This window comes from Sorangium sp. So ce887 (assembly GCF_051521455.1).
Classification (GTDB): domain Bacteria; phylum Myxococcota_A; class Polyangia; order Polyangiales; family Polyangiaceae; genus Sorangium.
Genome location: NZ_CP150354.1, coordinates 336,191 through 361,373, shown reverse-complemented (window position 1 = coordinate 361,373; position 25,183 = coordinate 336,191). Strand labels below are relative to the sequence as shown.

General features: G+C 71.3%; 19 protein-coding genes. 11 read left to right on the top strand and 8 right to left on the bottom strand.

Translation table 11 applies throughout. From position 1 onward, the window contains the following. Positions 1-60: 60 nt before the first annotated feature. Entirely contained in the window at positions 61-504 is a 444-nt protein-coding gene (locus tag WMF36_RS01460; RefSeq protein WP_437577767.1) for a GFA family protein, read from the bottom strand. Positions 505-572: 68 nt separating this feature from the next. On the opposite strand from WMF36_RS01460, the gene WMF36_RS01455 reads away from it, so the two are divergent. Both WMF36_RS01455 and WMF36_RS01450 read left to right on the top strand, forming a co-directional pair. Next, positions 573-1,760: an ABC transporter permease gene (locus WMF36_RS01455; protein ID WP_437577766.1), complete on the top strand. Its 1,188-nt coding sequence runs from the start codon at positions 573-575 to the stop codon at positions 1,758-1,760. Between the two features lie 429 nt (positions 1,761-2,189). Beyond that, positions 2,190-2,819, top strand: coding sequence for a hypothetical protein (locus tag WMF36_RS01450; protein ID WP_437577765.1), 630 nt, complete (start codon positions 2,190-2,192; stop codon positions 2,817-2,819). A gap of 4 nt (positions 2,820-2,823) precedes the next feature. On the opposite strand, the gene WMF36_RS01445 is transcribed toward WMF36_RS01450, so the two are convergent. Next, complete coding sequence (locus WMF36_RS01445; RefSeq protein WP_437577764.1) at positions 2,824-6,501, bottom strand: GAF domain-containing protein; 3,678 nt, start codon at positions 6,499-6,501, stop codon at positions 2,824-2,826. A gap of 339 nt (positions 6,502-6,840) precedes the next feature. Between WMF36_RS01445 and WMF36_RS01440 the strand changes: the two genes are divergently transcribed. Together WMF36_RS01440 and WMF36_RS01435 are read left to right on the top strand one after the other, a co-directional pair. After that, the gene (locus tag WMF36_RS01440; protein ID WP_437577763.1) at positions 6,841-8,226 is read left to right on the top strand and encodes a DUF4142 domain-containing protein; all 1,386 of its coding nucleotides are present in this window, start codon (positions 6,841-6,843) and stop codon (positions 8,224-8,226) included. A 323-nt stretch (positions 8,227-8,549) separates the two neighbouring features. Beyond that, positions 8,550-9,002, top strand: a complete 453-nt coding sequence (locus WMF36_RS01435) for a hypothetical protein (RefSeq protein ID WP_437577762.1) — start codon at positions 8,550-8,552, stop codon at positions 9,000-9,002. A gap of 153 nt (positions 9,003-9,155) precedes the next feature. Here the strand turns inward: WMF36_RS01435 and WMF36_RS01430 are convergent, their stop codons facing one another. Next, positions 9,156-9,572, bottom strand: coding sequence for a hypothetical protein (locus WMF36_RS01430; protein WP_437577761.1), 417 nt, complete (start codon positions 9,570-9,572; stop codon positions 9,156-9,158). A 160-nt stretch (positions 9,573-9,732) separates the two neighbouring features. Here WMF36_RS01430 and WMF36_RS01425 point away from each other — a divergent pair, with 160 nt between their 5' ends. Next, positions 9,733-10,410, top strand: a complete 678-nt coding sequence (locus WMF36_RS01425; protein WP_437577760.1) for a hypothetical protein — start codon at positions 9,733-9,735, stop codon at positions 10,408-10,410. Positions 10,411-11,388: 978 nt separating this feature from the next. Further along, positions 11,389-13,029, top strand: coding sequence for a sigma 54-interacting transcriptional regulator (locus WMF36_RS01420; RefSeq protein WP_437577759.1), 1,641 nt, complete (start codon positions 11,389-11,391; stop codon positions 13,027-13,029). Between the two features lie 140 nt (positions 13,030-13,169). Here WMF36_RS01420 and WMF36_RS01415 read toward each other — a convergent pair whose 3' ends face one another. Beyond that, positions 13,170-13,775 (bottom strand): arsenate reductase family protein, encoded by a 606-nt coding sequence (locus WMF36_RS01415; protein ID WP_437577758.1) that lies wholly within the window; start codon positions 13,773-13,775, stop codon positions 13,170-13,172. 407 nt (positions 13,776-14,182) lie between these two features. On the opposite strand from WMF36_RS01415, the gene WMF36_RS01410 reads away from it, so the two are divergent. Next, positions 14,183-15,586 carry a sigma-70 family RNA polymerase sigma factor gene (locus WMF36_RS01410; protein WP_437577757.1) on the top strand — a complete coding sequence of 468 codons (1,404 nt, stop codon included), beginning with the start codon at positions 14,183-14,185 and terminating at the stop codon, positions 15,584-15,586. A 118-nt stretch (positions 15,587-15,704) separates the two neighbouring features. Here the strand turns inward: WMF36_RS01410 and WMF36_RS01405 are convergent, their stop codons facing one another. After that, positions 15,705-16,829, bottom strand: a complete 1,125-nt coding sequence (locus WMF36_RS01405; protein WP_437577756.1) for a Gfo/Idh/MocA family protein — start codon at positions 16,827-16,829, stop codon at positions 15,705-15,707. A gap of 455 nt (positions 16,830-17,284) precedes the next feature. Here WMF36_RS01405 and WMF36_RS01400 point away from each other — a divergent pair, with 455 nt between their 5' ends. Then, on the top strand, positions 17,285-19,810 hold the full coding sequence (locus WMF36_RS01400; protein WP_437577755.1) for a PAS domain-containing protein: 2,526 nt from the start codon (positions 17,285-17,287) through the stop codon (positions 19,808-19,810). Between the two features lie 40 nt (positions 19,811-19,850). Here WMF36_RS01400 and WMF36_RS01395 read toward each other — a convergent pair whose 3' ends face one another. Further along, positions 19,851-21,122, bottom strand: a complete 1,272-nt coding sequence (locus WMF36_RS01395; RefSeq protein ID WP_437577754.1) for a cytochrome P450 family protein — start codon at positions 21,120-21,122, stop codon at positions 19,851-19,853. Further along, a complete protein-coding gene (locus tag WMF36_RS01390) occupies positions 21,119-21,736 on the bottom strand; it encodes a TetR/AcrR family transcriptional regulator (protein ID WP_437577753.1) in 618 nt (205 codons plus the stop codon). Before WMF36_RS01390 ends, WMF36_RS01395 begins: the two co-directional genes overlap by 4 nt. A gap of 342 nt (positions 21,737-22,078) precedes the next feature. Here WMF36_RS01390 and WMF36_RS01385 point away from each other — a divergent pair, with 342 nt between their 5' ends. The 3 genes from WMF36_RS01385 (at position 22,079) to WMF36_RS01375 (ending at position 24,103) form a co-directional block, all read left to right on the top strand. Then, positions 22,079-22,831, top strand: a complete 753-nt coding sequence (locus WMF36_RS01385) for an AzlC family ABC transporter permease (protein WP_437577752.1) — start codon at positions 22,079-22,081, stop codon at positions 22,829-22,831. Beyond that, positions 22,828-23,157, top strand: coding sequence for an AzlD domain-containing protein (locus WMF36_RS01380; protein WP_437485553.1), 330 nt, complete (start codon positions 22,828-22,830; stop codon positions 23,155-23,157). Before WMF36_RS01385 ends, WMF36_RS01380 begins: the two co-directional genes overlap by 4 nt. Positions 23,158-23,347: 190 nt before the next feature. After that, the gene (locus WMF36_RS01375) at positions 23,348-24,103 is read left to right on the top strand and encodes a glutathione S-transferase (protein ID WP_437577751.1); all 756 of its coding nucleotides are present in this window, start codon (positions 23,348-23,350) and stop codon (positions 24,101-24,103) included. Between the two features lie 58 nt (positions 24,104-24,161). Here the strand turns inward: WMF36_RS01375 and WMF36_RS01370 are convergent, their stop codons facing one another. Further along, the gene (locus WMF36_RS01370; protein WP_437577750.1) at positions 24,162-24,842 is read right to left on the bottom strand and encodes a DJ-1/PfpI family protein; all 681 of its coding nucleotides are present in this window, start codon (positions 24,840-24,842) and stop codon (positions 24,162-24,164) included. Positions 24,843-25,183: the final 341 nt, after the last annotated feature.

Below are 25,183 nucleotides of genomic sequence, written 5' to 3'. Positions count from 1 at the left end.
GTGCGCGCACGCGGCGCGTCCAGGGGGGCGGCCGGGCGCGGCGCGCGGCGAGGGTGCCAGTCACCCGGGATCGGCGAGATTCGCTGGCGCGTTCGAGCCGACGGTCACCCACGGCGGGTCTTCCACGTGCTGCTCCGTGCCCGCGAGGGCGGGCAGCCAGCGCTCGCGGCGCTTGATCCAGAGCTCGTAGGTCGGCGCGAGATCCATGGGCGCCTCGTCCAGACATCCCAGCTTGATCTCCGCCTCACCCTGATCCTCCCGCAGCGAGAACAGCCGAGAACCGCACGTCGGGCAGAAGCTGCGTCCATCCCAGCACCTCGTCTCGCCCGTGAGCTCGAAGCTCGCCCAGGGCCATATGGCGAACGCCAGGAAGACGCTGCCCGTCACCTTCCTGCAGTCCGCGCAGTGGCACAGCCCCACGCGGATGGGCTCACCACGAAGGCGAAAGCGCACCGCGCCGCAGGAGCAGCCGCCGCTCCGGACGCGCTCGGATCCAGCTTGCATATCACCTCCACGAAAAGGTCCGAAGCCCATCGTAGCCGGCGCTGCGCGCGCGTTCTATACACTCCCTCATGTACAGCAAGTTCGCTTTGCCCTGCGCCCTGATCGCGCTCGCGACGGCGGGCACCGGATGCAATCTCATCTTCGGCATCGAGCCTGGCACCGAGGCGACCACCTCCTCGTCCTCGACGACGGCCTCCTCGGCGACAGCGACCACTGGCTCTGGGGATGGCGGCTCGGCGCAGGCCACATCGGGCGCCGGCGGCGCCGGCGGCGCCGGTGGGGCGGGCGGGGGCGCGCCCTCGTGCCCCCCATCGAGCTGCACCGCGGGTGAGTGCCCCGTGACGCAGATGCCAGGGGAGCTCGGGGCCAACCCGAAGGGCATGGCGGTCACCCGGGATCTCGTGCTCCTGGCCAACAACATGGCCATCGTTGCCATCCCGAAAGATGGCGGGGCCGCGCGCACGCTCCCGGGCACCCTCGGATTCGGCGAGACAACCTGGGTCACCTATTCGGGCGGGCAGCTCTCGTGGATGAACTGGAGCAACGGAGACGTGCTGGGGATCTCCATCGATCCGCCGAAATCGAGCCCGATCCGGATCGCGGAGGTCCCTCGGCAGGAGGACGAGGATGTCGTCCCGGGCTTCGGCCGGATCGCCTCGTTCGGCGACAGCGTCTACTGGGTGACCCAGACGCCCGCGGCCGTCTGGCGGGCCAAGGCCGATGGCAGCCAGGCGCTCGCCGAGCAGGTCGCTTCCGGCGGCCACCCGACCGGCATCGCCGTCGACGCGACGCACGTCTACTGGGCGGATTACATGGGGAGCCAGATCCTGCGCAAGACGAAGGAGCCGCTCGGCGAGACCGATGTCTTCGCGGAGACGAACGGCAACCCGAGCGAGATCGTCCTCGCCAACGGCGTCGTGCACTGGGTGACCGACAACACCGGCGCGGTCCAGTCCAAGGCCACGGACGCGGCGCTCGACGCCCCGCCCTTCACCACCACGGTCGACGCTCAGTCCGTCTCCAAGTCGCTCGCGGTGGACGACGAGTTCGTCTACTGGACCGTTTACGTGAACGGCGCCGGCCACGGCGAGGTGCGGAGGGCGCACATCGGCATGGGAGACACGACCACCCTCGCGACCGGGCAGCCGTACTTCTTCGAGATCGCCATCGACTGCGGATCCATCTACTGGAACATCAACAACCTCGAGGCCGACGAAGAAGCGATGGTGTTCCAGATGCCGAAGCCCTCGGACTGAGCGCAGCGACGGCGCGCCCGCGGCCGGCTCACGGCGCGGCTCGGAAGCTCGGGACGAGATCCATCGGAGCGTCGTCGCGCGGCGACATTGGGAACGGGAGCGCTGCTTCCTCCGGCCGCTGTGGACTTTCCGGCTCCAGATACGCCGAGGGACGTGACACCGCGTCCGACGAAGTCCTCAGACAGTGTCCGGGACAGACGCTTATCGCCGGCATGCTCACGCGAGCACGTCGAAATGAAGCCGCCCCTACCTGGGCGCCTTGCGTCGCACTACAACATACATGTAGGACGAAGGAGCCCAATGAACACACATAAGACTGTCCCGAGTGCGTCGATGTCCGTCGTCCTGGCGTGTATTCCGTGCGTGTTGTCCGTTGCTTCTGCGCACGCGACATCTGACGATCACGGCTCCGCGCCAGCCAAGGAGCAGGTGGATTCGAAGGCGGGTACGGTGGACGACATCGAGCGGCTCATCGCTGTGGATCGACTCCCTGCGCCCGTCGGCGCGGCGCTCATGCGCCTCGGGAAGGGTATCAAGATCCTGCAGGTGCAGGAGAACATCGACGGTGGCGTCGCGACATACGAGATCGATCTGCTCCTGGCCGACACCTATTACGAGGTGGAGCTCGACGCCGAGGGCAACGTGATCGGCAGCGAGATCGAGTCGTGGATCGTGCCTCTGGCCAGCGTCACCGAGCCCGCGCGCCGGGCGATCGAGAACGAGGCAGCCGGCGCGGCGATCCTGGAGATACGCATGGAGATCGAGGAAGATACAGGAGAAGTCGTCTACGAGGCCGATATCCGGAACACCACGCGGACCTACGCGTTGAGGATCGACTCGCACGGCACGCTGATCGAGCGGGACATCACGATGGCCATGCTCCCGCCGGGGGCTTACTGGGCGCTCGTCCGCGCAGCCCAGGGCGGCTCGATCGTGGAGCTGGACGAAGAGCTGCACGACGGAAAGCTCTCCTACGAAGCGAACATCGTGATCAGGGGTGTGGAGATCGAGCTCTCGGTCGACGCCGACGGCAACGTCGTCGAGCTGAACTATCCTTAGAGCCCTACGCCGCTTCCTGCGCCTCTTCCCTCTTCGGCCACGTGAACCGGAACGTCGCCCCGCTCTTGCCGTCCGACTCCACCCAGGCCCGCCCGCCGCGGCTCTCCACGATCTTTCGCACGATGGCGAGGCCGATCCCCGTGCTCTCCACCTTGTCCCGCGCCTGCAGCGTCTGGAACATCCCCCACACCTTCTCCTGGAACGCGGGCGCGATACCCGTCCCGTTGTCCGACACCGCGATCTCGTACCTGTCGCCCTGCTCCCGGGCGGAGACGAACACCGTCGCATCCTCGCGGCCGGCGTGCTTGAGCCCGTTGGTGATCAGGTTCATCAGCACCTGTTGCAGCGGCACCCTGTACGTTCGCAGGGTCGCGGGCGGCACGTCGAGCGTGACCCGCGCTGGCGGCTTGGGGGCGATGAGCTCGACCACCTCCCGCGCAAGCTTCTCGAGGTCCACGCTCTCCGGCTTCTCGCGGAACCTCGTGGCGCGGGAGTAGGCCAAAATTCCCTCGATCAAGGCCTCCATGCGCCGCACGCGGCCGCGCAGCATCTCCATCTGATGGCGCGTCTCTGCGGTGAGCCTGTCCGACAGGTCCTCCTCGATCCACTGGGCGAGGCTCGCGATACCGCGGAGCGGCGCCTTCAGGTCATGGCTCGTCACGTACGCGAACTGGTCGAGCTCGGCGTTGGTCCGCTCCAGCGCGCGGATGAGCGACTGCGCCTCACGGAACAGCCGGGCGTTGTCCATCGCCACCGCCGCCTGGGCGGCAAGACCGAGGGTGATGCGCTCGGAGCGCTCGGTGAAGACCCCCGGCCTCGGGTGGCCAAAGAACATGCCGCCGATGACCTTGCCGCTCCGGGAGACGACAGGGACGGCCAGGTAGCTCGCGACGGCGAGGTGCCCTTCCGGCGGGCCCTGGTCAGAGGGGTCCGTGCCGTAACGCGGATCCCGGGTCACGTCGTCGAGGCGGATCACGCCCTCGACGCTGAACGCCGGCGCGAACACCGCCGTGCTCCGCGGCATCGGGAAGCGCGAGAAGGCCTCCTTCGGCGCCCCCGAGGCCGCATACAGCATGGATCTGACGCCCTGCGCGTCGATCACGTTGTAGAAGAACGCGCCGAACGCCGCGCCGGAGAGCTTCGTCCCGGCGTCGGTGACCGACTGGACGAGCGCGTCGAGCTCGAGCTCTGCCGACAGCACCTGCCCCACCTCGTGGAGCGTCTCGAGCACCTCGGCGTGCTCTCGAGTGAGCCGCTCGGCCTCGCGCTGCTGGCTGATATCCATGTTGCAGCCCACGTACTCGCGAATGCTGCCGTCCGTCGCTCGGACGGGCGCCGCGCGCGCCACGGTATAGGCATACGTGCCGTCGCTCCGGCGGAGCCTGTACTCGGCCTCGTAAACGGCCCCGCGCGCCGTCGCGTCCGACCAGGCCCGCGCCGTCGCCTCCCGATCTTCCGGGTGAATCACCTCCATGAAGGCGCCGCGCAGGTACTCGGCGTCGTCCTGGCCAGTGAACTCGCGCCAGCTCGGCGAGCTCTCGATGATCTTCCCCTCCGGCGTGGTCGTCCACACGATGGCCGTGGTCGCCTGGACCAGCGTGCGGAGGCGCGCCTCGCTCGTGGAGAGCTCGATCGCGAGCTGCTCGACGTGGCGGCGCGCCAGCACCTGGTCGGTCACCTCGAAAGCGAACGCCATGACGCCCTCGGTGCTGCCGCCCTGCGCGCGCATCGCCTGATAGACGAAGTTGAAGAAGCGCTCTTCCTCCAGGCCTGCGGCGCCGCGGCGGAGGCGGAGGGGCACGGACGTGCCGACGTAGGGCTGCCCGCTCCGGTAGACCCGATCCAGGAGCTCGAAGATGCCCTGGCCCTCCAGCTCGGGGAGCGCCTCCCGGATCGGCCTGCCCATCACCTCTCGACCGCCGAGGATGTCATGATACGTCGGATTCACCAGCTCGAAGACGTGCCGAGGGCCGCGCAGGATGCAGATGCCGGCGGGCGCCTGGTTGAACAGGCCCGCGAGCTGCTGGCGGGACGCGTCGACCTGCTGGAACAGCCTCGCGTTGTCGATCAGCAAGGCCACGCGGTTCGCGAGCTCCTCGGCGAGCGCGACGTCGGCCTCGCTGAAGCGACGGCCCGACTCGGCGTGGACCAGCGTGAGCGCGCCGATGGTCCGCTCGCGCCCCCGGAGCGGGACGACGACGTAGGACCTGAGCCCGAGCGACCGGATGAGGCGCAGGTGCTCGGGGTTCTGCGCGGCGGACTCGAGCACGGAGCCCGGGATGTCGGCCACCCACTCGGGGCGGCCGGTGCGGATGACCGCGGGCACGCCCGTCGCGGCGTCGGGCCGGGGCGGTGACATCGCCCGCAGGCGCTCGCCCAGCTCGATCTTCGCCGGATCGCAGTGGTGAACGGCCACGCGCTCGATGGTGTCGCCGCTCAGCATGTCGACAGCGCACCAGTCCGCCAGCGTGGGGACCGCGAGGTGGGTCAGGTGCGTGAGCCGCGCCTCGTAGTCGAGCGAGTTCGAGAGCACGGCGCCCGCCTCGCTCAGCAGGCGAAGCGTCGCCTGCTGCCGCTCGAGCTCGGCCGCGAGCATCTCGGCGCGCGCGCGGGCCTCGCGCTCCTGCTCGAGGAGGCGCGCTCTGTCCAGCGCCGATGCGCACTGCGCGGCCACGCTGAGCAAGAACTCGCGCTCTTCATCGGTCCACGCCCGCTCGGTCGCGAACGAGAACGAGAGCGCGCCGAGCAGCTCTCCGTGGGTGAGGATCGGCAGGACGGCGAGCGCCTCGATGTCGTCGCGAGCAGGCCTGAGCGCCGCGAGCTCGGGGTACCCGGCGTGCAGGCGGCTCTTCGTACCCACCCAGACCGGCCGGCGCTCCCGGAGCGCCTCCGAGAGCGGCAGTCGGGCGTCGAGCGGCACGGTCACGTAAGGAGTCGTGCGCTGCGCCTCGAGCCCGCAGTGGCCGATCAGCGTCGCGACCCCCGCCGCCTCGTCGGCCGCGTACATCATCGTCGTCGAGGCGTTGAGCACGCGGTGGATGTCGCGGATGACGGCGGTGGACACCTGTTCGACCGTGACCGCGCCGCTCAGCGCGGAGCTGACCGCGAGCAGCGCCTGGGTGAGCCGGGCGCTGCGATCGAGCTCCTCGACGCGCCTCGTGAGCTGCGCCGCGAGCTCGCCGCGCTCCGCCTCGACCTGCTTCAGGCGGGAGATGTCGGCGAACACCGAGATCCCCCCCTCGAGCTCGCCTCCGGGCCCGAGGATCGGCGCGGCGCTCCCGAGGACCATGCCCCGCGTCCCGTCGAAGCGCTGGATCCGGGTCTCCTCGCTCTCGATGACCTGCCTTGCGGACATCGCGCGCGCCATCGCCCAGTCGGCGGCCTCGTAGGGGCGGCCATCCTCGTGAAAGGCGCGATACAGCGTCCAGTCCTGGATCGACTCGGTCGAGGCGCTGCCGGCCCAGATGCGCTCCGCCGCACGGTTGTGCAGGACGAGCTTGCCGGAGGCGTCGCAGAGGATGACGCCGTGCGGGCTGTGCTCGAGCACGGCGTTGAGCCACCCGCGATCGCGGGAAGCCGCGACGCGGAGCCGCTCGAGCTCCCGCTTCAGGGCTTCGATGTCCGTCGAGTCAACGCTGTTCGAGGGCCCGGAGGGCGGGCGGGGGTGAGCAGAGGTTCCCATAGAGTGACCGCAACCGGAGGCTCGGAGCAGGGCCGAGGCGTCGCTCGGTCGGACGTCGCCCGGAGCTTACGCTCATCGGCGGCGCGGCGAAAGGCGGCGCGAGAGCGGCGCCGCCCCCGGACAGGTGCGTGCGCGCCTGTCCGGCCTGCGCCGGCGCGGACGGGGGCGGACGGCGGCTCTCAGCGCGGCGCCCCGGGCGGGCCGGTGCGCAGGCAGGTCGTCGTGAGAGAATCGCTGCTGCGGGCTGGCTGCTTTGGGACGGCCAGGGTCAACGTTGAGCGGGACTTCGATTCTCGCGGTGATCGCGCCGGTGGCGCGGGGGCTCTCGGGGAAAAGACGATGCTGGCTTCGGGCTCCACCTCGCTCACCATCCCCGTTGCGCGAACCCAGATGTTGGGGGCCGATAACCGGCAGGTGAGCGCGACAGCGCGCCGATATCGAGCAAGGAGCAAGCAGATGTTGGGCTATCGTTCAGGTCGCCTCATGGCGATCATGTTCGCTGGGAGCATTGTACTCGCCGGGGCGGGCGGCTGCATCGGCGGCGAGGAGGATGCCGAGACGGACCGCGACGGGACGGCCGGCGACGACGGGACCGGCAGGGGCACCACGGGCGCCGACGGCAGGAGCGGCGGCCAGACAGGCGGAGAGGGCGCGAGAGGCGCGGACAGGAGCGGCGGGCAACGCGACCGCGAGCACGCCGGCGGCAGGCAGGGAGGCCGCGGGCAGCCCGGCAGGCAAGGCGGCGGGCAGCGCGGCGGCGAGCAGGCCGGCGGCCAGCGCGCGGGCGGCGCGCAAGAGTGCGGCGAGCAGGCCGGCTATCAGGGCGGCAGGCAGGGAGGCCACGGCGAGATCGGGAATCGAGGTGACAGGCAGGGAGACCGCAGGCAGCCCGGCCAGCGAGGCGCGATGCAGCAGGGGTCGGAGGCGGAGATCACGATGCTGGTCTCGCTCATCCATCAGAAGGAGGTCGAGCTGTCGGAGATCGCTCGAGACAAGGCGGAGTCCCCGGAGGTCCAGCGTCACGCCGAGCAGATCATCGAGGAGCACTCCCAGGCCGGGCAGCGCGGGGCGGACCTGTCGAAGGGCGGCAGGGTCAACTTCGAGGCCTGCTCGCGCTGCCAGCAGCTGGAGGCCAGCTCGACCGAGCTGACCGAATCGCTGGAAGACCAGAAAGGCACCGAGTTCGACATCGCCTTCATCTGGGCGCAGGTCTCCTTCCATCGCCGCGCGATCGAGCTCCTCGACATGCCGATGGTCGCGAGCACGGACAACGCGAGGCTCCGTTCTCACGTGAAGGCGATGCGAGCGCACGTCGAGCAGCACCTGAGAGAGGCGGAGCAGCTCTTCTGCTCGCTGCTGCAGGAGCAGCAAGAGCAGCAAGGCGGCCAGCAGCAACGCGCCCAGTACGGGCAGCAAGGCGTCCAGCAGCAGGGCAACCAGAAGCAAGCGCAGCAGCAGCGCGGCCAGCAGCAGGGCGACCGGTTCGGGCAGCAGCAACGCGGCCAGCAGCAGGGCGCCCAGTATGGGCAGCAAGGCGTTCAGCAGCAAGGACAGCAGCAACGCGGCCAGCAGCAGGGCGCCCAGTACGGGCAGCAGGAAGGACAGCAAGAAGGCCAGCAGCAGCGCGGCCAGCAGCAGGGCGCCCAGCTCGGGCAGCAGCAGCGCGGCCAGCAGCAAGGCCATCAGGCCTACGCGCAGCAGCAAGGGAGTCAGCGGGACCAGTAGCAAGTAGCAAGGCGAGCCACAGAAGACCCTATCAGCAGCGCCTTCTCACCGCTCGCGCCGCAACGCGCCCGCGATCTCCGGGGCGGTGCGCGGATCCGAAGGAGATGAACCGCCAAGACGCCAGGGACGCCAAGCGAAGAGGTTCATGATCTCTCCTGGTGTCTCGGCGGTCTTCTTGCTCCGGACCGCGTCCGAAGAACGCGATCGCCGTCCTCGTCTGGAACGGCTCTGATCGTCGCGCTCGCGGTCGCCCGAGCTGGTATCGTCGCCGGCATGCCCGTGATGCCTCCGTGCGCCCCTCACGCCTGCCGCCCGAAGGCCCCATGATCGCCCGCCGCCGACTGCACCGCGCCGTCTTCTCGCTCGCCGCCCTCTACAACGCCTGCTGGGGGCTCTACGCGGCGCTCGACCCGCAATGGCTGTTTCGCTTCGCGGGCATGCCGCCCCTCAACCACCCCGCCATCTTCGCCTGCCTCGGGATGGTGGTCGGGGTGTACGCCATCCTCTACGCGGAGGTCGCGCGGGTCCCGGAACGCGGCTTTCTCCTCGCGGCCGTCGGCCTGCTCGGCAAGCTCCTCGGGCCCATCGGCCTCGCGGCCCTGGTCGTGACCGGGCAGTGGCCGCCCCGGTCCGCCGTGCTCTGCCTGACGAACGATCTCATCTGGTGGGTCCCCTTCGGCCTGTATCTCCACGACGCGTGGCCCTTCTTCGTGCGTCCGTGGAGCGCCCCGCCGGCGGACGACCTCGTCGAGACCCGAGGCGGGTCCCCCTCATGACACCGGGCTCGTCACCCGCCTGGACGAGGGAGGGGCTCCAGGCGGCTCCGTCGCGCACCGCCGCGAGCCCCGGACGAGGGTAACCTGCCGGCGTTCGCCGGGCGCGAGGTCGAGATCGACGTGCGCCCGGCGACGGAGGCGTTCTGAGCCCCGTCAGCGATCGATCCACCTCGTCGGGAAGTCGACCTTCACGAGCGTGTCGATGCCGTCGAGCACGTCGACGCCCTCGACGCGCACGATATCGCTCATCGCGTATCCGTCGAAATCCACGAGCCAGACATCGACATCATAGTACCCCTCGTAGAGGCCGTCGAGGGTGAGGCCGAAATCTTCGCAGTCCACGGCCCCATCGACCACGTCGCCATCCTCGTCCTCGACGCTGACCGCGAGCCCGCTCACGTCGTGATCGAAGCACTCCCACGGGTCGTTGCTGCCGTCGATGGTCAGCGCGACGGTGAGCGAGCCGCTCGTGAAGGGGTCGTCGTCATGATCGACGATGACGCACCCCGTGAGCGAGGCGGTGGCGAGGACGCAGCCAGCGAGACCGGAAAGCACCTTCGAGAGTTCCATGGGGATCGTCTTCCTTTATCCAAGTCTGGCGCTGTCGCGCCGATGCGCGAAGGGTCAGCAAGCGCTATACCAGGAGCAGGCGCGCTGCCAGGCGCAGGCGCCGGCCCCCGGGCCGCCGGGTGGCACCGCAGTTGCTCCTGTGAACCCCATGGAGACGAACGTGACAGTCCTCGATACCTCCTTCGCCAGAGCCACCGCGCATGCCCCGCAGCGCAGCAGGCTCGCCGTGCTGGCCGCGCTCGTCGCGCTCGCGCTCCTCGGCGCGACCGGGTGCGCGGCGGAAGTCCACACCAGGGCCGCCGCGCCTGCGACCGTCACGTACCAGGAGTTCGCGGTGTACGAGGAGCCGGTCGTTCACATCGCAGCGGCGCCGGTCCAGGTCGAGACCTACCCGCGCGTGTACTACCGCGGGAGCTACGTCTACTACGTGGACGGTCGCTGGTACTATCCATCGCGCCACGGCTGGGTCTACTACCGCGACGAGCCGCGCGCGCTGGTCCACTACCGCGTCGACTTCGACCGGCGCCGAGCCCATCACCACCATCACCACGTGCAGCGCGACCACGTGCACCGCGGCCACGTGCAGCGCGACCCCGTGCGCCGCAGCCACGTGCAGCGCGACCCCGTGCACCGCAGCCACGTGCAGCGCGACCCCGTGCAGCACGGCCACGTACACCGCGCGCCCGCGGCCCGGCCGGAGATCAAGGTCAGGGCGCGGGCGACGGTCAAGGCGGGGGCGACGGCCAGGCCGGCGACCCCGGCCAAGCCGACGAAGAAGCCTCGCGCAGAGCGTCGACGGCACCACGTCGAGGAAAAGGAAAAGCGCCACGAGCGCTGACCGCGGCCGCGCGCCCGCCGCGCCCGCGCCGACCTACAGGCCCCCGCCGCGCTGCAGATGGCCTTGATCTCGGCCGTCCCGCCGAGATCAACTTGGCACCCGAGACGCACTTCGGTACACTTGGGACTGCTGGACCCCGGGCACCCTGCGGACGGGCGAGGCGACACGCTCAGCGGAGATTCGGCGCACCCCCTGAGGAGCAGATGTCGGCGACGAGACGCGATTCATTCTACCCGGGAACGCTCGACGGCCCCAAGAGCACGCCTCCTTCCGGGTCAGGTCGCACCATCGACGGCCCCAAGAGCGCGCCTCCCTCCGGGTCAGGTCGCACCATCGACGGCCCCACGAGCGCGCCTCCCTCCGGGTCAGGTGGCACGATGAGAGAGCCACCGGACAGCGAGCAGCGTGTAGCACAGCAGTGCGTGGATTGCGGTACACCTGCGCCAAAGACGGAGACGAACTACACGCTCATCAGCTCTCGCTATGGCTGGCGGCTGACACGGACCGTCGACGCGAACGGGCTAAGGATGATGGAGTGGCGCTGCCCGGGTTGCTACTCACGCTACCGTTCGAGGAAGCCGCTGTGATCTCCGACGCGGCGCGCCACCGGCGGTCAGGCGTCGCTGACGCGCGGCCCCCTCGGCGCGCCCCGCTCGGGCACGTGGCGCCGTCCTGGAGACGACAGGACGGTCGAGCTGTTCGCCGTCCCCGTCCGTTCTTCGATCCCATCGACAATGCCTCCTGGGAGCTCGTGAAGGACAGGAACGTCGACAGGAGGATCCGGGCGATGGAGGCGCATTGCTACATCCTCCAGGACTACCACGCTCGGGGGTGACCTCCCCTCGCCGGGTCACGCCGTGAAATGAGGGTGCGGCGGGCCCGGCGCCGCGCGCCGCTCCGGGAGCCGGGCAGCGCGGCCGAGCCTTCCGCGCGCCCGGCGAGGCACCTAGGCTCGGTCACGTCGACCGGACAGCCAGCATGCGCGCAGCGGACCTCGATCTCTCGGAGCTCCTCACGGTCGACCCCCAGGCCGGCGAGCTCCGCTTCTCCGGGGCGCGGGCGATCCTGCTCGATGCCGTCGCGATGGGCCTCCTGCGCAAGCAGCTCATCGACGCGCTGGGGGCCGCGGCGGCCCGCGCGATCCTCACCCGCTTCGGCTTCGCGCACGGCTTCCGCGCGGCCGAGGCGGCGCGCGCCGAGCTCGCGCTGGAGAGCGACGAGGAGTGGCGCAACGCGGGCGGGCGCATCCACACGCTGCAGGGGATGATCCGCCTCGCGCCGGGCGCGGACGGCCCGCTGTCGCCCGAGGGCGCGACGGTGGAGGCCTCGTACGAGGCGGAGCAGCACCTCTTGCACCTCGGCCACGCGGACGCGCCGGTGTGCTGGACGCTCGCGGGCTTCGCGAGCGGCTATCTCAGCTGCGTCGAGGGCCGGGACATCTACGTGATCGAGCGGCGCTGCCTGGGCCGCGGCGACGCGAGCTGCCTGTTCGCCGGCCGCACGGCCGAGGCCTGGGGCGCCGAGATCGAGCCGCACCTGCCGTTCTTCCAGGAGGATCGCCTCGACGCCTCGCTGCGCCGCGCCGCCGAGGCGCTGGGGCGCGCCGAGCGCAGGCTGAAGGCGCGCGCCGAGACGCTCCTGCGAACGGCGGCGGCGGGGGCGAGAGCGGCGGATCCGGGCGGCATCGTCGCGTCGAGCCCGGCCATGCAGCGCGTTCTGGAGCTCGCGCGGCGGGTGGCGCAGGTGGACGCCACGGTGCTTGTCACGGGCGAGAGCGGCACCGGCAAGGAGCGGGTGGCGCGGCTCGTCCACGACGCTTCGCCCCGCGCGCGGGGGCCGCTCCTGGCCATCAACTGCGCGGCGATCCCGGAGCCGCTGATCGAGAGCGAGCTCTTCGGGCACGCGCGCGGCGCCTTCACGGGCGCGGCGCGGGACCGCGCGGGGATCTTCGAGGCGGCGGCCGGGGGGACGCTGTTCCTCGACGAGGTGGGCGACCTTTCGGCGGGGGTGCAGGTGAAGCTGCTCCGGACGCTGCAGACGCGCGAGGTCCGGCGGGTAGGCGAGAACCGGAGCCGCGCGGTCGACGTGCGGGTGGTGGCGGCGACCCACCGCGAGCTCGCCGCCGAGGTGTCGGCCGGCCGCTTCAGGAAGGATCTTTACTATCGACTCAACGTGATCGAGCTCCGGCTCCCGCCGCTGCGCGAGCGCCGGGAAGACATCCTGCCGCTCGCGCGGGCGCTGCTCGCCCAGGCGGCCGCGCGCATGAGGCGGCCGGCGCCGCGCCTCAGCCCCGGCGCCGCCGATCGCCTCGTGCGGTACGCCTGGCCGGGCAACGTGCGCGAGCTGGAGAACGCCATGGAGCGCGCCGTCGCGCTCGCCGAGGGCCGGCGGATCGAGGCCGACGACCTGCCCGAGGAGGCGCGCTCGGCCCTGCCGCCGCCGGACGCCGGGCCGCGCGACGGGCGCGCGCGGACGCTCGGCGACGTCGAGAAGGAGCACATCCTGGCGGCGCTGGCGCGCCACGGCGGCAACCAGACGCGGACCGCGGCGGAGCTCGGGATCGGCGTGTCGACGCTGTACCGCAAGCTCAAGGAGTACGGGCGCGCGCCGGCGGGGTGAGGACGAGCGGTGGCAGGCGCGCCCCCGAACCGGTACCCCGGACACGATGTCTGCTCGCGGCGAGGTGGGAGGAAGCTCACGGCGTCAACAACGTGGCGGCGCGCCTGTCGAGGCCCCTGGGCGGCCGTCCCCTGGGCGCCTCAGCCGGCCTTTGCGGCCTCCGCGAAGGCCTTCCACGTCGCCTCGGCGTGGCCCACGCACGCGCGCGCGCCGTCGCGCACGATGGGCGTGCGGAGCAGGAGCGGATCCTCCACGAGGAGCTCGGCGAGCCGCGCCTCGCTCGGGCCGAGGTGCTGGAGGCCGCGCTCCTTCACCCGCGCGCCCTCCGCGTCGTAGAGCGCGCGCATGCCGCCCACCGCGCGCGCCACGCTCGCGAGCTCCCCCTTGGAGAGGCCCTTCTCGCGCAGCTCGACGAGCTGCACCTTGATGCTCCGGTCGGCGAAGAACCGCTGCGCCGCCCGCGTCGCCTTGCACTTGGCCGTGCCGAAGATCTGGATCATCCGCGTCGCTCCTGCATCGACTGGCTCCCTGCGCGCCCCGGAGGGCAGCGCGGGCGTGAAGCATAGGCGCGGGCGCGGCGGCCTACCAGGCGGCGGCGAGGCGGGGAGCGCCGGCAGATCACGCGCCGCGCGCGAGGGTGGGCTCGGCGGGCCGGACCCCTCGTAGACGTTGATCCGCGGCTCCGTCAGATCGATGAGCCCCGGCGTGTCCATGTCAATCTCGGGGTGGTGCGGCGAGGATGCCACGTCGCCACCTCCCGGCGCCCCCTCCGAGGCCGTCCGCTTCGGTCTCCCCCTGGCCCCTTCGCGGCGCCGCCCTGCCCGTCCGGCGCCGTCCTCACCACGTCCGACGACGGGCTCCGACGGCAAGCGACGACAAGACCGCATCGGGGTGAAACACCGACGGCTCCAGCAGGCCGTGCCCGCTCGTTCGGCCACGCGCGACCGCGCGGCCGCCTGCGCCGGCGCAGAGACGCTCCGCTCCGGCCGGCGGACGACCTCCGAAAACGCCGTGGAAATGCGCCAAATCAGCGAGCGATTCGTTTTCCTATTTACGTCCTTGGCGGTTAGGATAACGAGGCGCCTCGATGATCGTGCCCCTTCACACCCTTCAAGGTCAGGCACGAAGCAGCGGCAACACTGGAGCGCATTGAATGAGGTTCCGTTCCTCGCTACCGGCGAGCGAGTCCGAATCGAGTCCTCCCGTTTCCATCGATTCCGCGGCCGGGCGCGGGTCCACGGCCGGGCGCGGATCCGCGCCCGGCCGCGGGGGCGAGCGCGCTCCGGCGCGCCGCCCGAAGTCCGCTGGCACGCAGGCCTCGCTCGGGGCGACGGAGCTGTACTTCCGGTCGCTCGCCGGCAGCCAGCCGCTCACGCGCGAGGGCGAGGTCGCGCTCGGCCGCCGCATCGAGGCGGGCGCGCTCGCGTGCTTCGAGGCATGGGTCCGCTCGCCCGTCGCCCTGCGCGAGCTCGCCTTCACGGCGGAGGACGTCGAGAACGGGGCGCTCAGCGTCCGGGACCTCTTGTGCGAGACCGACGCGAACGATCCCGACGCGGACGCGTGCACGACGCGGCTCGTGGGGCTGCTCGGCGTCGCCCGGGCGCTCGTCGCACGGCAGCAGGACGCAGAGCTCGTCGCCCGGCGGCGGGATGAGGAGGACGTGGAGATCGCCCTGGCGGGCCTCGCCGCGGGCCTCGCCGAGCTGCGCCTCGATCCGACCTTCGAGGAGCGCATCGAGAGGAGCCTGCGCACGGCGGCGGCCGAGGCCGACGGGGCGGAGCGCGCGCCGATCGCGGCCACCATCGCGGCGATCGCCCGGGGGCGTCGCGCGGTCGCCCAGGCGAAGTCGGAGCTCGTCCAGGCGAACCTCCGGCTCGCGGTCGCCATCGCGCGGGAGCACCAGCGCTTCGGCGTCCCGCTGCTCGACCTCGTGCAGGAAGGGAACCTCGGCCTCATCCGCGCCGCCGACAAGTTCGAGTACCGCCGCGGCCACCGCTTCGGCACCTACGCCGCGTGGTGGATCAAGCAGGCCATCAAGCGGACGATCCTCAACCAGGGGAAGCCCGTCCGCATGCCGGTCCACCTCACCGCGATCCGGAGCCAGGTGGTGCGCGCCCGGCGAGATCTGGTGCAGGAGCGCGGGCGCGAGCCCTCCGTCGAGGAGGTCGCGGAGCGCAGCGGCCTCTCCGTGGAGAAGGTGCGCGTGATCGGCGAGCTCGCCCTCGAGCCGCTCAGCCTCGACGCCCCCGTCGGCGAGGAAGGCGACACCCGGTTCGGCGATCTGCTGGCCAACGAGGACCCCACGCCCGCCGAGATGCTGGCCCGGCGCCGCCTGATCGAGCAGACGCGCGAGCTGCTCGACTCGCTGCAGCCGCGCGAACGCGAGCTCCTGCGGCGCCGCTTCGGCCTCGACGGCAACGAGGACGAGACGCTCGAGGAGATCGGGCAGTCGTTCTCGCTGACGCGGGAGCGCATCCGCCAGATCGAGGCGAAGCTGCTCGAGAAGCTCCGGATGCGCTCGCGGCAACGAGAGCTCGGCTCCTACCTCGAAGGGTGACGGCGCGAGGAGCGCGCGCGGGCGCCGCCTCGGCGCTCGGCCAGGGGTCCGCTGCAGCGACCCAGCAGGGCCTCCGCAGGGCCTCCCCGGAGGCCGCGGCCTGGGTCGGGTCGTCGCCTCACTGCTCCGACGGCGACGGGGCCTTCACCGGCTCCGGCGCGTCGACCGGGGGCTTCTTGATGTTCTGGCGCATGTCGGGCCTTTGCTCCGGATGGAGCGGCGGGATCGCCTCGACCCTCCCGCTCGCGGCGGAGCTCTGGATCGCGAACATCACCCGCACGTCGGCGAGCCCTTCGAGGCCCGACGGCTCGGGCTCCTTGCCCTCGAGGAGGCAGCGCGAGAAATAGACGAGCTCGGGAGCGAACTGGTCCCGCTTCTTGAACGTCTTCTCCTCCGTCTTCCCGCCCACCGTCAGGTAATGCTTGATGTCGGCCGTGTAATCGAAGGCCGGCTCCACGCGGAGGTCGCCCTCGGTGCCCGCGAGACGGAACGACGACACGCTCGCGAGCCCCTGGCTGACGGTGAATTGCGCGACCGCGCCGCTCGGGAAGCGCAGGATGGCCGCGGTGGTCTCGTCGACGTCCTTGGCGCGCTTCTCGTCGAGCCGCAGGCTCGTGGCGAGCACCTCGGTCGGCTCCTCACGAAAGAGGTACCGCGCGGCGTTGACGCAGTAAACGCCGAGGTCGAACAGCGCACCGCCGCCCTCGTCGCTCCGCGTGCGGATGTCGCCGGGGCGCACCACCTGCGTGAACAGGGAGGTGAACGCGCGCACCTCACCGAGCTTGCCCGAGCGCGCGATCTCGATGGCCTGCAGGTTCGCCTCCTCGAAATGGAGACGGTAGGCGATCATCAGCTTCACGCCGCGGTCCTTCGTGGCGCGGATCATCGCCTCGCAGTCCTCCTCGGTCATGGCCATGGGCTTCTCGCAGAGCACGTGGACGCCGGCCGCCGCGGCGCGCTCGGTGTACGCGCGGTGCATCGCGTTGGGCAGGGCGATGTACACCGCGTCGGCGCGCGCGCGCTTCAGGATGTCCTCGAGCTCGTCGTACCCACCGCGCTCGGTGACGCCGTAGCGCTCGCCCAGCGCGGCGAGCTTCTCGGGATCACCCGAGACGAGCGCGACGAGCTCCGAATTCTCGGCGGCGTTCTTGAACGCCGGCAGCACGGCGACCTGCGCGATGTTGCCCGCCCCGACGACCGCGTAGCGGATCTTCCTCGTCTCGTTCGACGCTGTCCTGGACATGGTTCCTCCCTGCGCGGGCAACCCGCGTTCACGGGGAGCATGGAGAGATGACCGCGAGCGTCAACCGGCGGGGGTGGCGTCTACGGCGCCCCCAGGCAGCGAGAGGTCAACCTCACCGGCGCTCCGGCGTCCGCCATCCAGGCCAGGAGCTTCAGCCACGCGACGCAGGACCTCTTCGACGCCATCCGGTCATCGCTGTCTTCCCTGCAATGGCGAGCTCGACGGCTCCGAGCACGCAACGCTCACACTGTAAGGCTGGTGTTTCGCCTGCACATGAATGTCGCGCAGCCGGATGACATCGAAGGCTCCCACGGAGCTCTCCGCGGTGTGGGCGCGGCCCGCGCCGGGCTCGGGCCCGGCAAAGGATCGCTGAGCGAACCGAGGTGCCGCACGAACGCTCGTGTTAGTCTCGCCTCGCGCCCGCCGGGATCCTGGTAGAAGGCGCGAGGGGCGGAGTGAACAGCGACGACGGAAGGCGAGGAGCCGAGGGGGGTGGACCGTCCGGAAAGGGACGTCGCCAGGACCCGCCCGCGTCGAGCGGCGCGCTGGCCCGCATCGTGGCCGACGCGTCGCTGGCCCTGCTCCGCGCCGGCGAGGACGGCACGCCGCGGGCGATCGTCGCGGCGACGTCGCGCCTCCTGCACGCCGACATCGCCTGTCTCTACGAGGTCGCCCAGGAGCCGGGAGCGCTCAGGCTCGTCGCCTCCGAGGGCGGCGGCGCGGGCTCGCTGGACGCGCTCCAGCGCCTGCCGCTCGACGACCGGAGCCTCGCGGCCGAGGCCGCGCGCACGAGGGTCGTGCAGGTCGCGCCCGAGGGCGAGACCGCAGCGGCGCTCCTGGACGCCGGCCACCTGCGCGCCCTCTGCGGCTGCGACCACGCGATCGCGATCCCGATCGCCTTCGCCGGGGAACTGCGCGCGGTGCTGCTCTGTGCCGCGGCGCAACCCTCCCTGCCGCAGCCCGAGATCGTCGAGATCGCAGGCGCCCTGTCGAGCCTCTTCGGGATGGCGCTCGCCGCCGCCGAGCCCCGCGCGCGGAGCGCGCGGATCGACGAGCTCGAGCGGGACAAACGCGCGCTGGAGCGCGCGAGCGAGCAGCTCACCGAGGCGATCGTGGATGCCAGGAAGACCGAGGCGGCGCTCCGGCTGAGCGAGGAGAGCCTCGCGCGAGCGCAGAAGATAGCCAGGCTGGGCAACTGGGACTGGCACATTCCGACCGACGAGCTGTTCTGGTCCGACGAGTGCTATTCGATGCTGGGGCTGTCCCGCGACGCCGGCACGCTCACGTACGAGCGGTTCCTCGCCTGCATCCACCCGGAGGACCGCGAGGGCCTGATGCGCGCCGTCGACCTCGCCCTCCACGGCGAGAGGCCGTACTGCATGGACTACCGGATCCTCCGCCCGAGCGGCGAAGAGCGCCTCCTCCACACCGCGGCGGACGTGATCCGGGCCGAGGACGGAACCCCGCTCCGGTTGATCGGCACGGCCCTCGACGTCACCGAGCAGCGGCGCGCCGAGCGGGCCCTGCGGCTCAGCGAGGAGCGCATGCGGGTGATCGCGGAGCACGCGAGCGACGTCATCTTCCGCATCCGGTTCGGCCCGGAAGGAGGCTACGAGTACATCAACCCCGCCGTCCTCGAGCACACCGGCTATCCGCCCGAGGCCTGGTACGAGAATCCTCAGCTGTTCCTCTCGCTGGTCCATCCCGAGGACAGCAGGCGCTATCACGAGTTCGTCGCGCAGATGGCCGCGGCCGGCGGGCGACTCACGTTCCGGATCATCGACAGGAGCGGCCGGATCCGCTGGGTCGCGACCCACATCACGATCCAGCGCGACGAGCACGGCGCCCCGGTCGCCGGGATCGGCATCTCGCGCGACGTCACGACGGAGAAGCTCGCCGACGAGGAGCGCGAGCGGCTCCTCAAGCAGGTGGCGGCCGAGCGGAGCTGGCTCGACGCGGTCATCGAGCGCTCGCCGGTCGGCATCCTCCTCCTCGACCCGGCCGGCGCGCCGATCGCCTGGAATCGCCGCGCCCAGGAGCTCGCCGGGACCGACGCGCCGCCGGGGCTGCCGGGCGCATGGAGCCTGCGCTCCCTCGACGGGCAGCCGCTCCCGGACGACGAGGGGCCCTCGGCGGGCGCGCTGCGCGGCGAGGTCACGACCTCGAGGGAGCTCGCGCTCCGGCGCGCCGACGGCAGCATGCTGGCGGTGCTCGTGAGCGCCGGGCCCATCGTCGACGGAAATGGGCAGCGGCTCGGCGCGGTCGTCGTGTTCGACGACATCACGCGGCTCAAGGACCTCGAGCGGCTCAAGGAAGAATGGACGTCGGTGGTGGCGCACGATCTGAAGCAGCCCGTGACGACGATCCTCGGCTATGCGGCCCAGATCGAGCGGAAGCCGCAGGTGGCGGCCGTGGTGAAGACGAGGGCGGGGCATATCGTGGCGAGCGCCAAGCGGCTCGGGCGGATGGTGTCGGATCTGACGGATATCTCCCAGATCGAGTCGCGGCGGCTCGCGATCGAGAGCGCTCCCATCGATCTGCCGGCGCTGCTCCTTGCGGTCGTGGAGCGGATGGCGAGCGAGGCCGAGGGGCACGCTGTCGAGGTCGAGATCAGGGGAGAGATCCCGGTCGTGCACGCGGACGCCGGGCGCGTCGAGCAGGTGCTCAGCAACCTCATCTCCAACGCCGCGAAATACGGTGATCCGGAGACGCCGATCCGGGCGTCGCTGGAGCGGCGCGGCGACGAGGTGCAGCTCTCCATCCGGAACAGCGGCCGCGGGATCCCGGCCGAGGATCTTCCGCTGCTGTTCGAGCGGTTCTTCCGGGGAAAAGCGAGGGAGGAGCGCGCGGTCGGCCTCGGGCTCGGGCTGTACATCGCGAAGGGGCTTGTCGAGGCGCACCACGGCAGGATCTGGGTCGAGAGCCCCAGGGGAGGGGACACGACGTTCCATTTCACGCTGCCGGTGGGGGCCGCGCCGTGACGGGACGCGGCGTTTCTGAGAGCGACAGGAGAATGAGATACTACAGCTGGGTACCCGCCTCCGGCGGCCGGGCCGCCCGGGGGACAGAGTAGACCGGCGCCGCCGCGCACCGCACCGGCAGCCGGGTGAGCCCGCGCAGCGGGAGCGACGGCTTCCATGTCAGGGACGAACGCGGCACGGCGAGCCGCAGTTCGGGGAGATCCCGGACGATCGCGGGGAACGCGATCTGCGCCTCGAGCCGCGCCAGCGGCGCGCCAAGGCAGTAGTGCACGCCGTTGCCGAAGGCGAGGTGGCGGTTGGGGTCCCGGTCGAGCGTCACCCGCCCGGGGCTCGCAAAGACCTGCTCGTCGTGGTTCGCCGAGCCGAGCACCGCGATGAGCCGCTGTCCCCGCGGGACCACGTGCTCGCCGAACGCGACGTCCTCCGTGGTGTACCGCTCGGTCGCGAGGTCGACCGGGCTCGTGAAGCGCAGGAGCTCCTCGACCGCCGGCTTGATCAGCCCAGGCTCGCGCCGCATGCGGTCGAGCGACTCCGGATCGTCGAGCAGGGCGAGCGTCCCGCTGGCGATCAGGTTCACCGTCGTCTCGTGCCCCGCCACGACCAGGAGCATGACCATCGCGATCAGCTCGTCCTCGCTCAGCCGACTGCCCGCCTCCTCGGCGCGCACGAGCGCCGCGATGAGATCCTCCCCGCCCGTGCGGCGGCGCCGCTCCATCAGCGCGCGCAGGTAGCGCACGAACATGTAGAGAGACGGCATCGCGCGGACCATGTCCACCTTCGTGACGATCCCGGTCAGGCGGTTCGTCCAGGTCCGGAAGCGCGGCCAGTCCGCCTCGGGAATGCCGAGCAGCTCGCAGATCACCGCCATCGGCAGCGGCAGCGCGAGCTCCTCCAGGAGATCGAGCGCCCCGCGCGCCCGGGCCCGCGCCACGAGGCGCTCGGTGATCGCCTCGACGCGCCCGCGCAGCTCCTCGACCCGCCGCGGCGTGAAGACCTGGTGCACCAGGGCGCGCAAGCGGGTGTGATCCGGAGGGTCCTGATCGAGCATGTTCTTCGACATCGGCCGGAGAAACCCGGGCATCCACGGCACCTGCCTGGCCTGCTCCTCCGCGCTGAGCGCGCGGAGCGGATCCTTGCCGAGGCGCGGGTCCTTGAGCGCAACAGCCACGTCGGAGTAGCGCGTCACGAGCCACGCGGGCTTTCCGTCTCCGAGCACGGTGCGCACGACCGGCGCCTCGGAGCGCAGCCGCGCATAGAGCGGATGGGGGTTCGCCTTGTGCTGAGCACCGGAGATATCGGGAATGGACATCATGCTTGACCGCCTTTCTTTGAAGCTCGTGGCCGCCTGGGCCGGCGCCCCGCGCCCGCCTCCGGCTGCGCCAGCGCGAGGAGCGCGTCGCGCAGCGCCCGCAGCTGGCCCTCGGTGAGCGCGGCCGTGCCGAGCGCCTGGGAGAACCAGAAACCGTCGAGAGCAAACTGGATCGCGATGGCCCGCCCCTCCGGGATGTCCTCGGCCGCGTCGCGCGCGAAGGCCTCGGCGTTCAGCTCGCCGGCGTGGCGCGCCACCGCAGGCTGGGCGCTCGCCGCCTCGATGAGCGCCAGGAGCAAGGCGCGAGGCGCGGCGGTCTCGCACTTGTCCGCGTCGAAGGCGAGCGCGATCTGCGCCCGCAGCCGGGCGCCCCGGGGCTCCGGGTCCCGAGCCGCGCGCTTCGCGGAGTCATCGTTCACCCGCGCGCTCAGCCGATCGAGCACCGCTGTGAGGAGCGCGTCCTTCGTCGCGAAGTGGTGAAAGAAGCCCCCTTTGCTGATCCGCGCCTCGGTGATCACCGCCTCGATGGTCAGCTGGTTCACCCCGCGCGAGGCGAGGAGCCGCTCGGCCGCGTCGAGGATGCGCTCTCGCGCGCTGGAGTAGGTCCGCGCCGGCATCGGGAAGGTATACCGACCGGTCGGTCGGTATGCAAGGCGATCACTCCCCTCCCCTCAAGGGCGCAGCGCGGGAGGCTCTCCCGCAGCAGGCCTCCCCGGGCGGGAGGCCGCGCCGGGGGCGGGTCGCCTTGACTTTCGTAGCGCGCCTGGACACTTCCTAGAATACCAATCATGTTGAAATCCCGAGAATTTTCACAGGGAGGCGAGGAGGCGGGGAGGAAGAAAAAAAAGAATCTCTCCCTCTCGCCGTCTCTCGCTCCCCGCCTCCTCGCCTCCCTGTGAAAATTCCTGCTTTTTTCGGGGTTTCAACCCGTTTGTCGCTCTAGGCCCTCGAGCGCCCGCATGTCCTTCGCCGCCTTTGCCCGCGCCACCGCGCTCCACCCCGAGTTCCGCAGCGGCGCGCGCGAGATGCTGCACGTGTCGCTCGGCGTCGCCGCCTGGGGCCTCGTGACCGGCGTCACGATGGTCAAGAGCGGGCTCACGGCGCCGCTCGCGGTGCTGATGTCGCTCCTGGTCTTCGCCGGCAGCGCGCAGCTCGCCGCGATGCCGCTGATCGCGTCCGGCGCGCCGATCTGGGTCGTCTGGGCCACCGCGACCTGCGTGAACCTGCGGTTCGTGATCTTCAGCGCGATGTGGCGGCCCTACTTCGCGCGGATCCCGCGCTGGCGGCGGTGTCTCTGCGGCTACTTCAGCGGCGACCTGAGCTACGTGATCTTCATGAAGCGCTTTCCCGTGCCCGACCCGGCGCCCGAGCAGGAGCCCTATTTCTGGGGCGGCGTGGCGACGAACTGGGCTGCATGGCAAGGCTCCTCGCTGGGCGGCATCGCGCTGGCCAACGTGATCCCTGTCGAATGGGGCCTCGGCTTCGCCGGCGTGCTCGCGCTGCTGGGCGTCGCCTGCTCGCTGCTCCAGGACAGGGCCACCTGGCTGGCGGCCGGCACCGCCGCCAGCGCCGCGGTCGCGGCCTACGCGCTGCCGCTGAAGCTCAACATCCTGGTCGCGATCGCGGCCGCGGTCGCGGTCGGCCTGGGCATCGAGGCGGCCGAAGAGGCGCACAGGCGCGCGCGCGAGCGGACCGAGGAGGCTCGGCGATGAGCGCCTGGCAGACCTTCGCGGCCATCCTCGGCCTCGCGCTGATCACGGCGTTCACCCGCGCCTTCTTCCTGTACCCCGAGCGGGATCTGCCGATGCCCGGCTGGCTCAGGCGCGGGCTGCGCTACGCGCCGCTGGCGGCGCTGGCGGCCGTGATCGTGCCCGAGGTGGTGATGACGCAGGGGCAGCTGATCGCGACCTTCCAGGACGCGCGGCTGCCCGCGAGCGTCGCGGCCAGCGTCTACTACATCTCCCGCCGCGACATCCTGGGCACCATCGTGACCGGCATGGCGGTGTTCCTGCCGCTGCGCATCGGACTGGGCTGGTAGAGGCGCAGGTTCTCCTGAAGCGCCGAGGCGGGCACGCTGGGCGTAGGTTGGAGGAGAGCGCCCGCCGACCGGAAGGCCGGCGCGTGAGATCGCTCGTGGTGAGGCCGAGGGCCGCCGGCAAGGAGCCGCGTCCTCTGCCCGCCAGCGATCGGCCGGAGACGCGCGCGGCGTGTGGTAGGCTGCCGGCCCTATGACCGAGCTACTTGGCCTCGAGTTCTCTGCGTGGACCGAGAAGGCGCGCTGGGCGCTCGACGTCCGGCGCGTCCCGTACACCTTCCGTCACTACCTGCCTCTCATCGGCGAGCCGGCGCTCCGGGCGAAGCTCCGCCGGCTCACGGGCCCTGTCTCCGTGCCGGTGCTCACCACCGACGACGGGCGCGTGCTCGCGGACTCGGCCGACATCGCGCGCTGGGCCGACGGGCGCGGCGCCGGTCCGACCCTGTTCCCCGCCGAGCACGAGGCCGCCATTGCGCGGCTCATCGATCTGTCGGAGCGCGCCCTCGCCGCCGGGCGCGCCCGCGCGCTGTCGCGCATGCTGGCCGACGACGAGGCGCTCGCCGAGATGGCGCCGGGGCCGCTCCGCCGCGCGCTCGGCCCCCTCGCCTCGCGGCTCGGAGGGCTCGGGGTCCGCCGCACCCTCCGCAAGTACGGCGGCCACGAGACCGGCGGCGAGGCGCACCTGCAAACGCAGGTCGAGGCGCTGGGCGAGCTCCGCGCGATGCTCGCGCGGGGCGCGCCGTCCGGAGACGCGCCGAGGACGCTGCTGGGCGGCTTCACGTTCGCCGACATCACGATGAGCCAGGTGCTCGTGAACGTGGCGCCGCCCGCCGCGCTGAAGCTCGGCGCCGCCAGCCGACGGTGCTTCTCCGACCCCAACCTGCGCGATCGCTACGATGATCTGATCGCGTGGCGCGACCAGCTCTACGGCGCGTTCCGGACGAGCTGACCGGCCCTGTCCGGAACGCGCGGGTTCAGCGGCCCCTCGGAGAGGGCGCGTCGCGCGTTCACCAGCGTGCCGTGGCGTGCTCCGCTGCCTGTCTGGCCTGGGCGACCCCCGGCGCAATGAGGCTGGCGATCCGCTCGACCACGACCGCGGGCGCGGACTCCGGCGTGCCCGCCTGGAACGGCGGGTCGGGGGCGTACTCCATGACGAGCTGCGCCGCCTGCGCGGCCTCCTCGCCCCGCATCTTGGCGGCGATCCGGAGGCCGAAATCGATGCCTGACGTCACGCCGCCTCCCGTGATCCGGTTGCGGTCCTCGACGTAGCGCGCGTCGACGCGCTCGGCCGAGAGGAGGGGCAAGACCTCGCGGAATGCCCAGTGCGTGGTCGCACGGTAGCCGCGGAGCAGCCCCGCAGCGCCGAGCACGAGCGACCCCGTGCAAACGCTCGTCACGTAGCTCGCCTGCTCCGCCCGCGCCGCGAGGAAATCGAGGACCTCGCCGTCCTCCATCACGGCGATCGTGCCGGCGACGCCACCCGGGACGAAGAGGATCTCGAGCTCCTCGGGACACGTCCCGAAGGTCGCCGTGGGAAAGAGGGTGATGCCCGAATCCGTCGTCACGGGGTCGAGCGTCTTCCACACGAGGTGTATCTGCGTATTGTCAACGATGCTGAACGCGGTCTGAGGACCGATGAGATCAAGCGCGGTGAAGCCCGGATAGACCAGCATGGCGATGTGCTGCATGGGGGAGCTCTCTCCTTCAGGTGTTGTGGGCGACGGCCCGGGAGCGCCGTCGTCCTGCGCGCACCCGCCGAGCGTTTGCAATGTGGCGAGCGCGGCGCTCGCGGCAGCGAGATCCAAGATTTGTCGGCGTCTCATGAGGCCTGTGTACGCGCTGTCCTGCGGCGCGACCATGCGACACGCTGTCCTGCGGCGCGATGTCGCATGGTCGCGCCCGGTGGTGGGGGTATTGCCCAGAGAGACGTCACATGAAGGTGGGATGAACATTGACGATCCTCGCCGGACCAGCCCCCGACTCCTCCCCGACGCGACTTCCACAGAATGCGCCCGCGATGCCCCAGTTG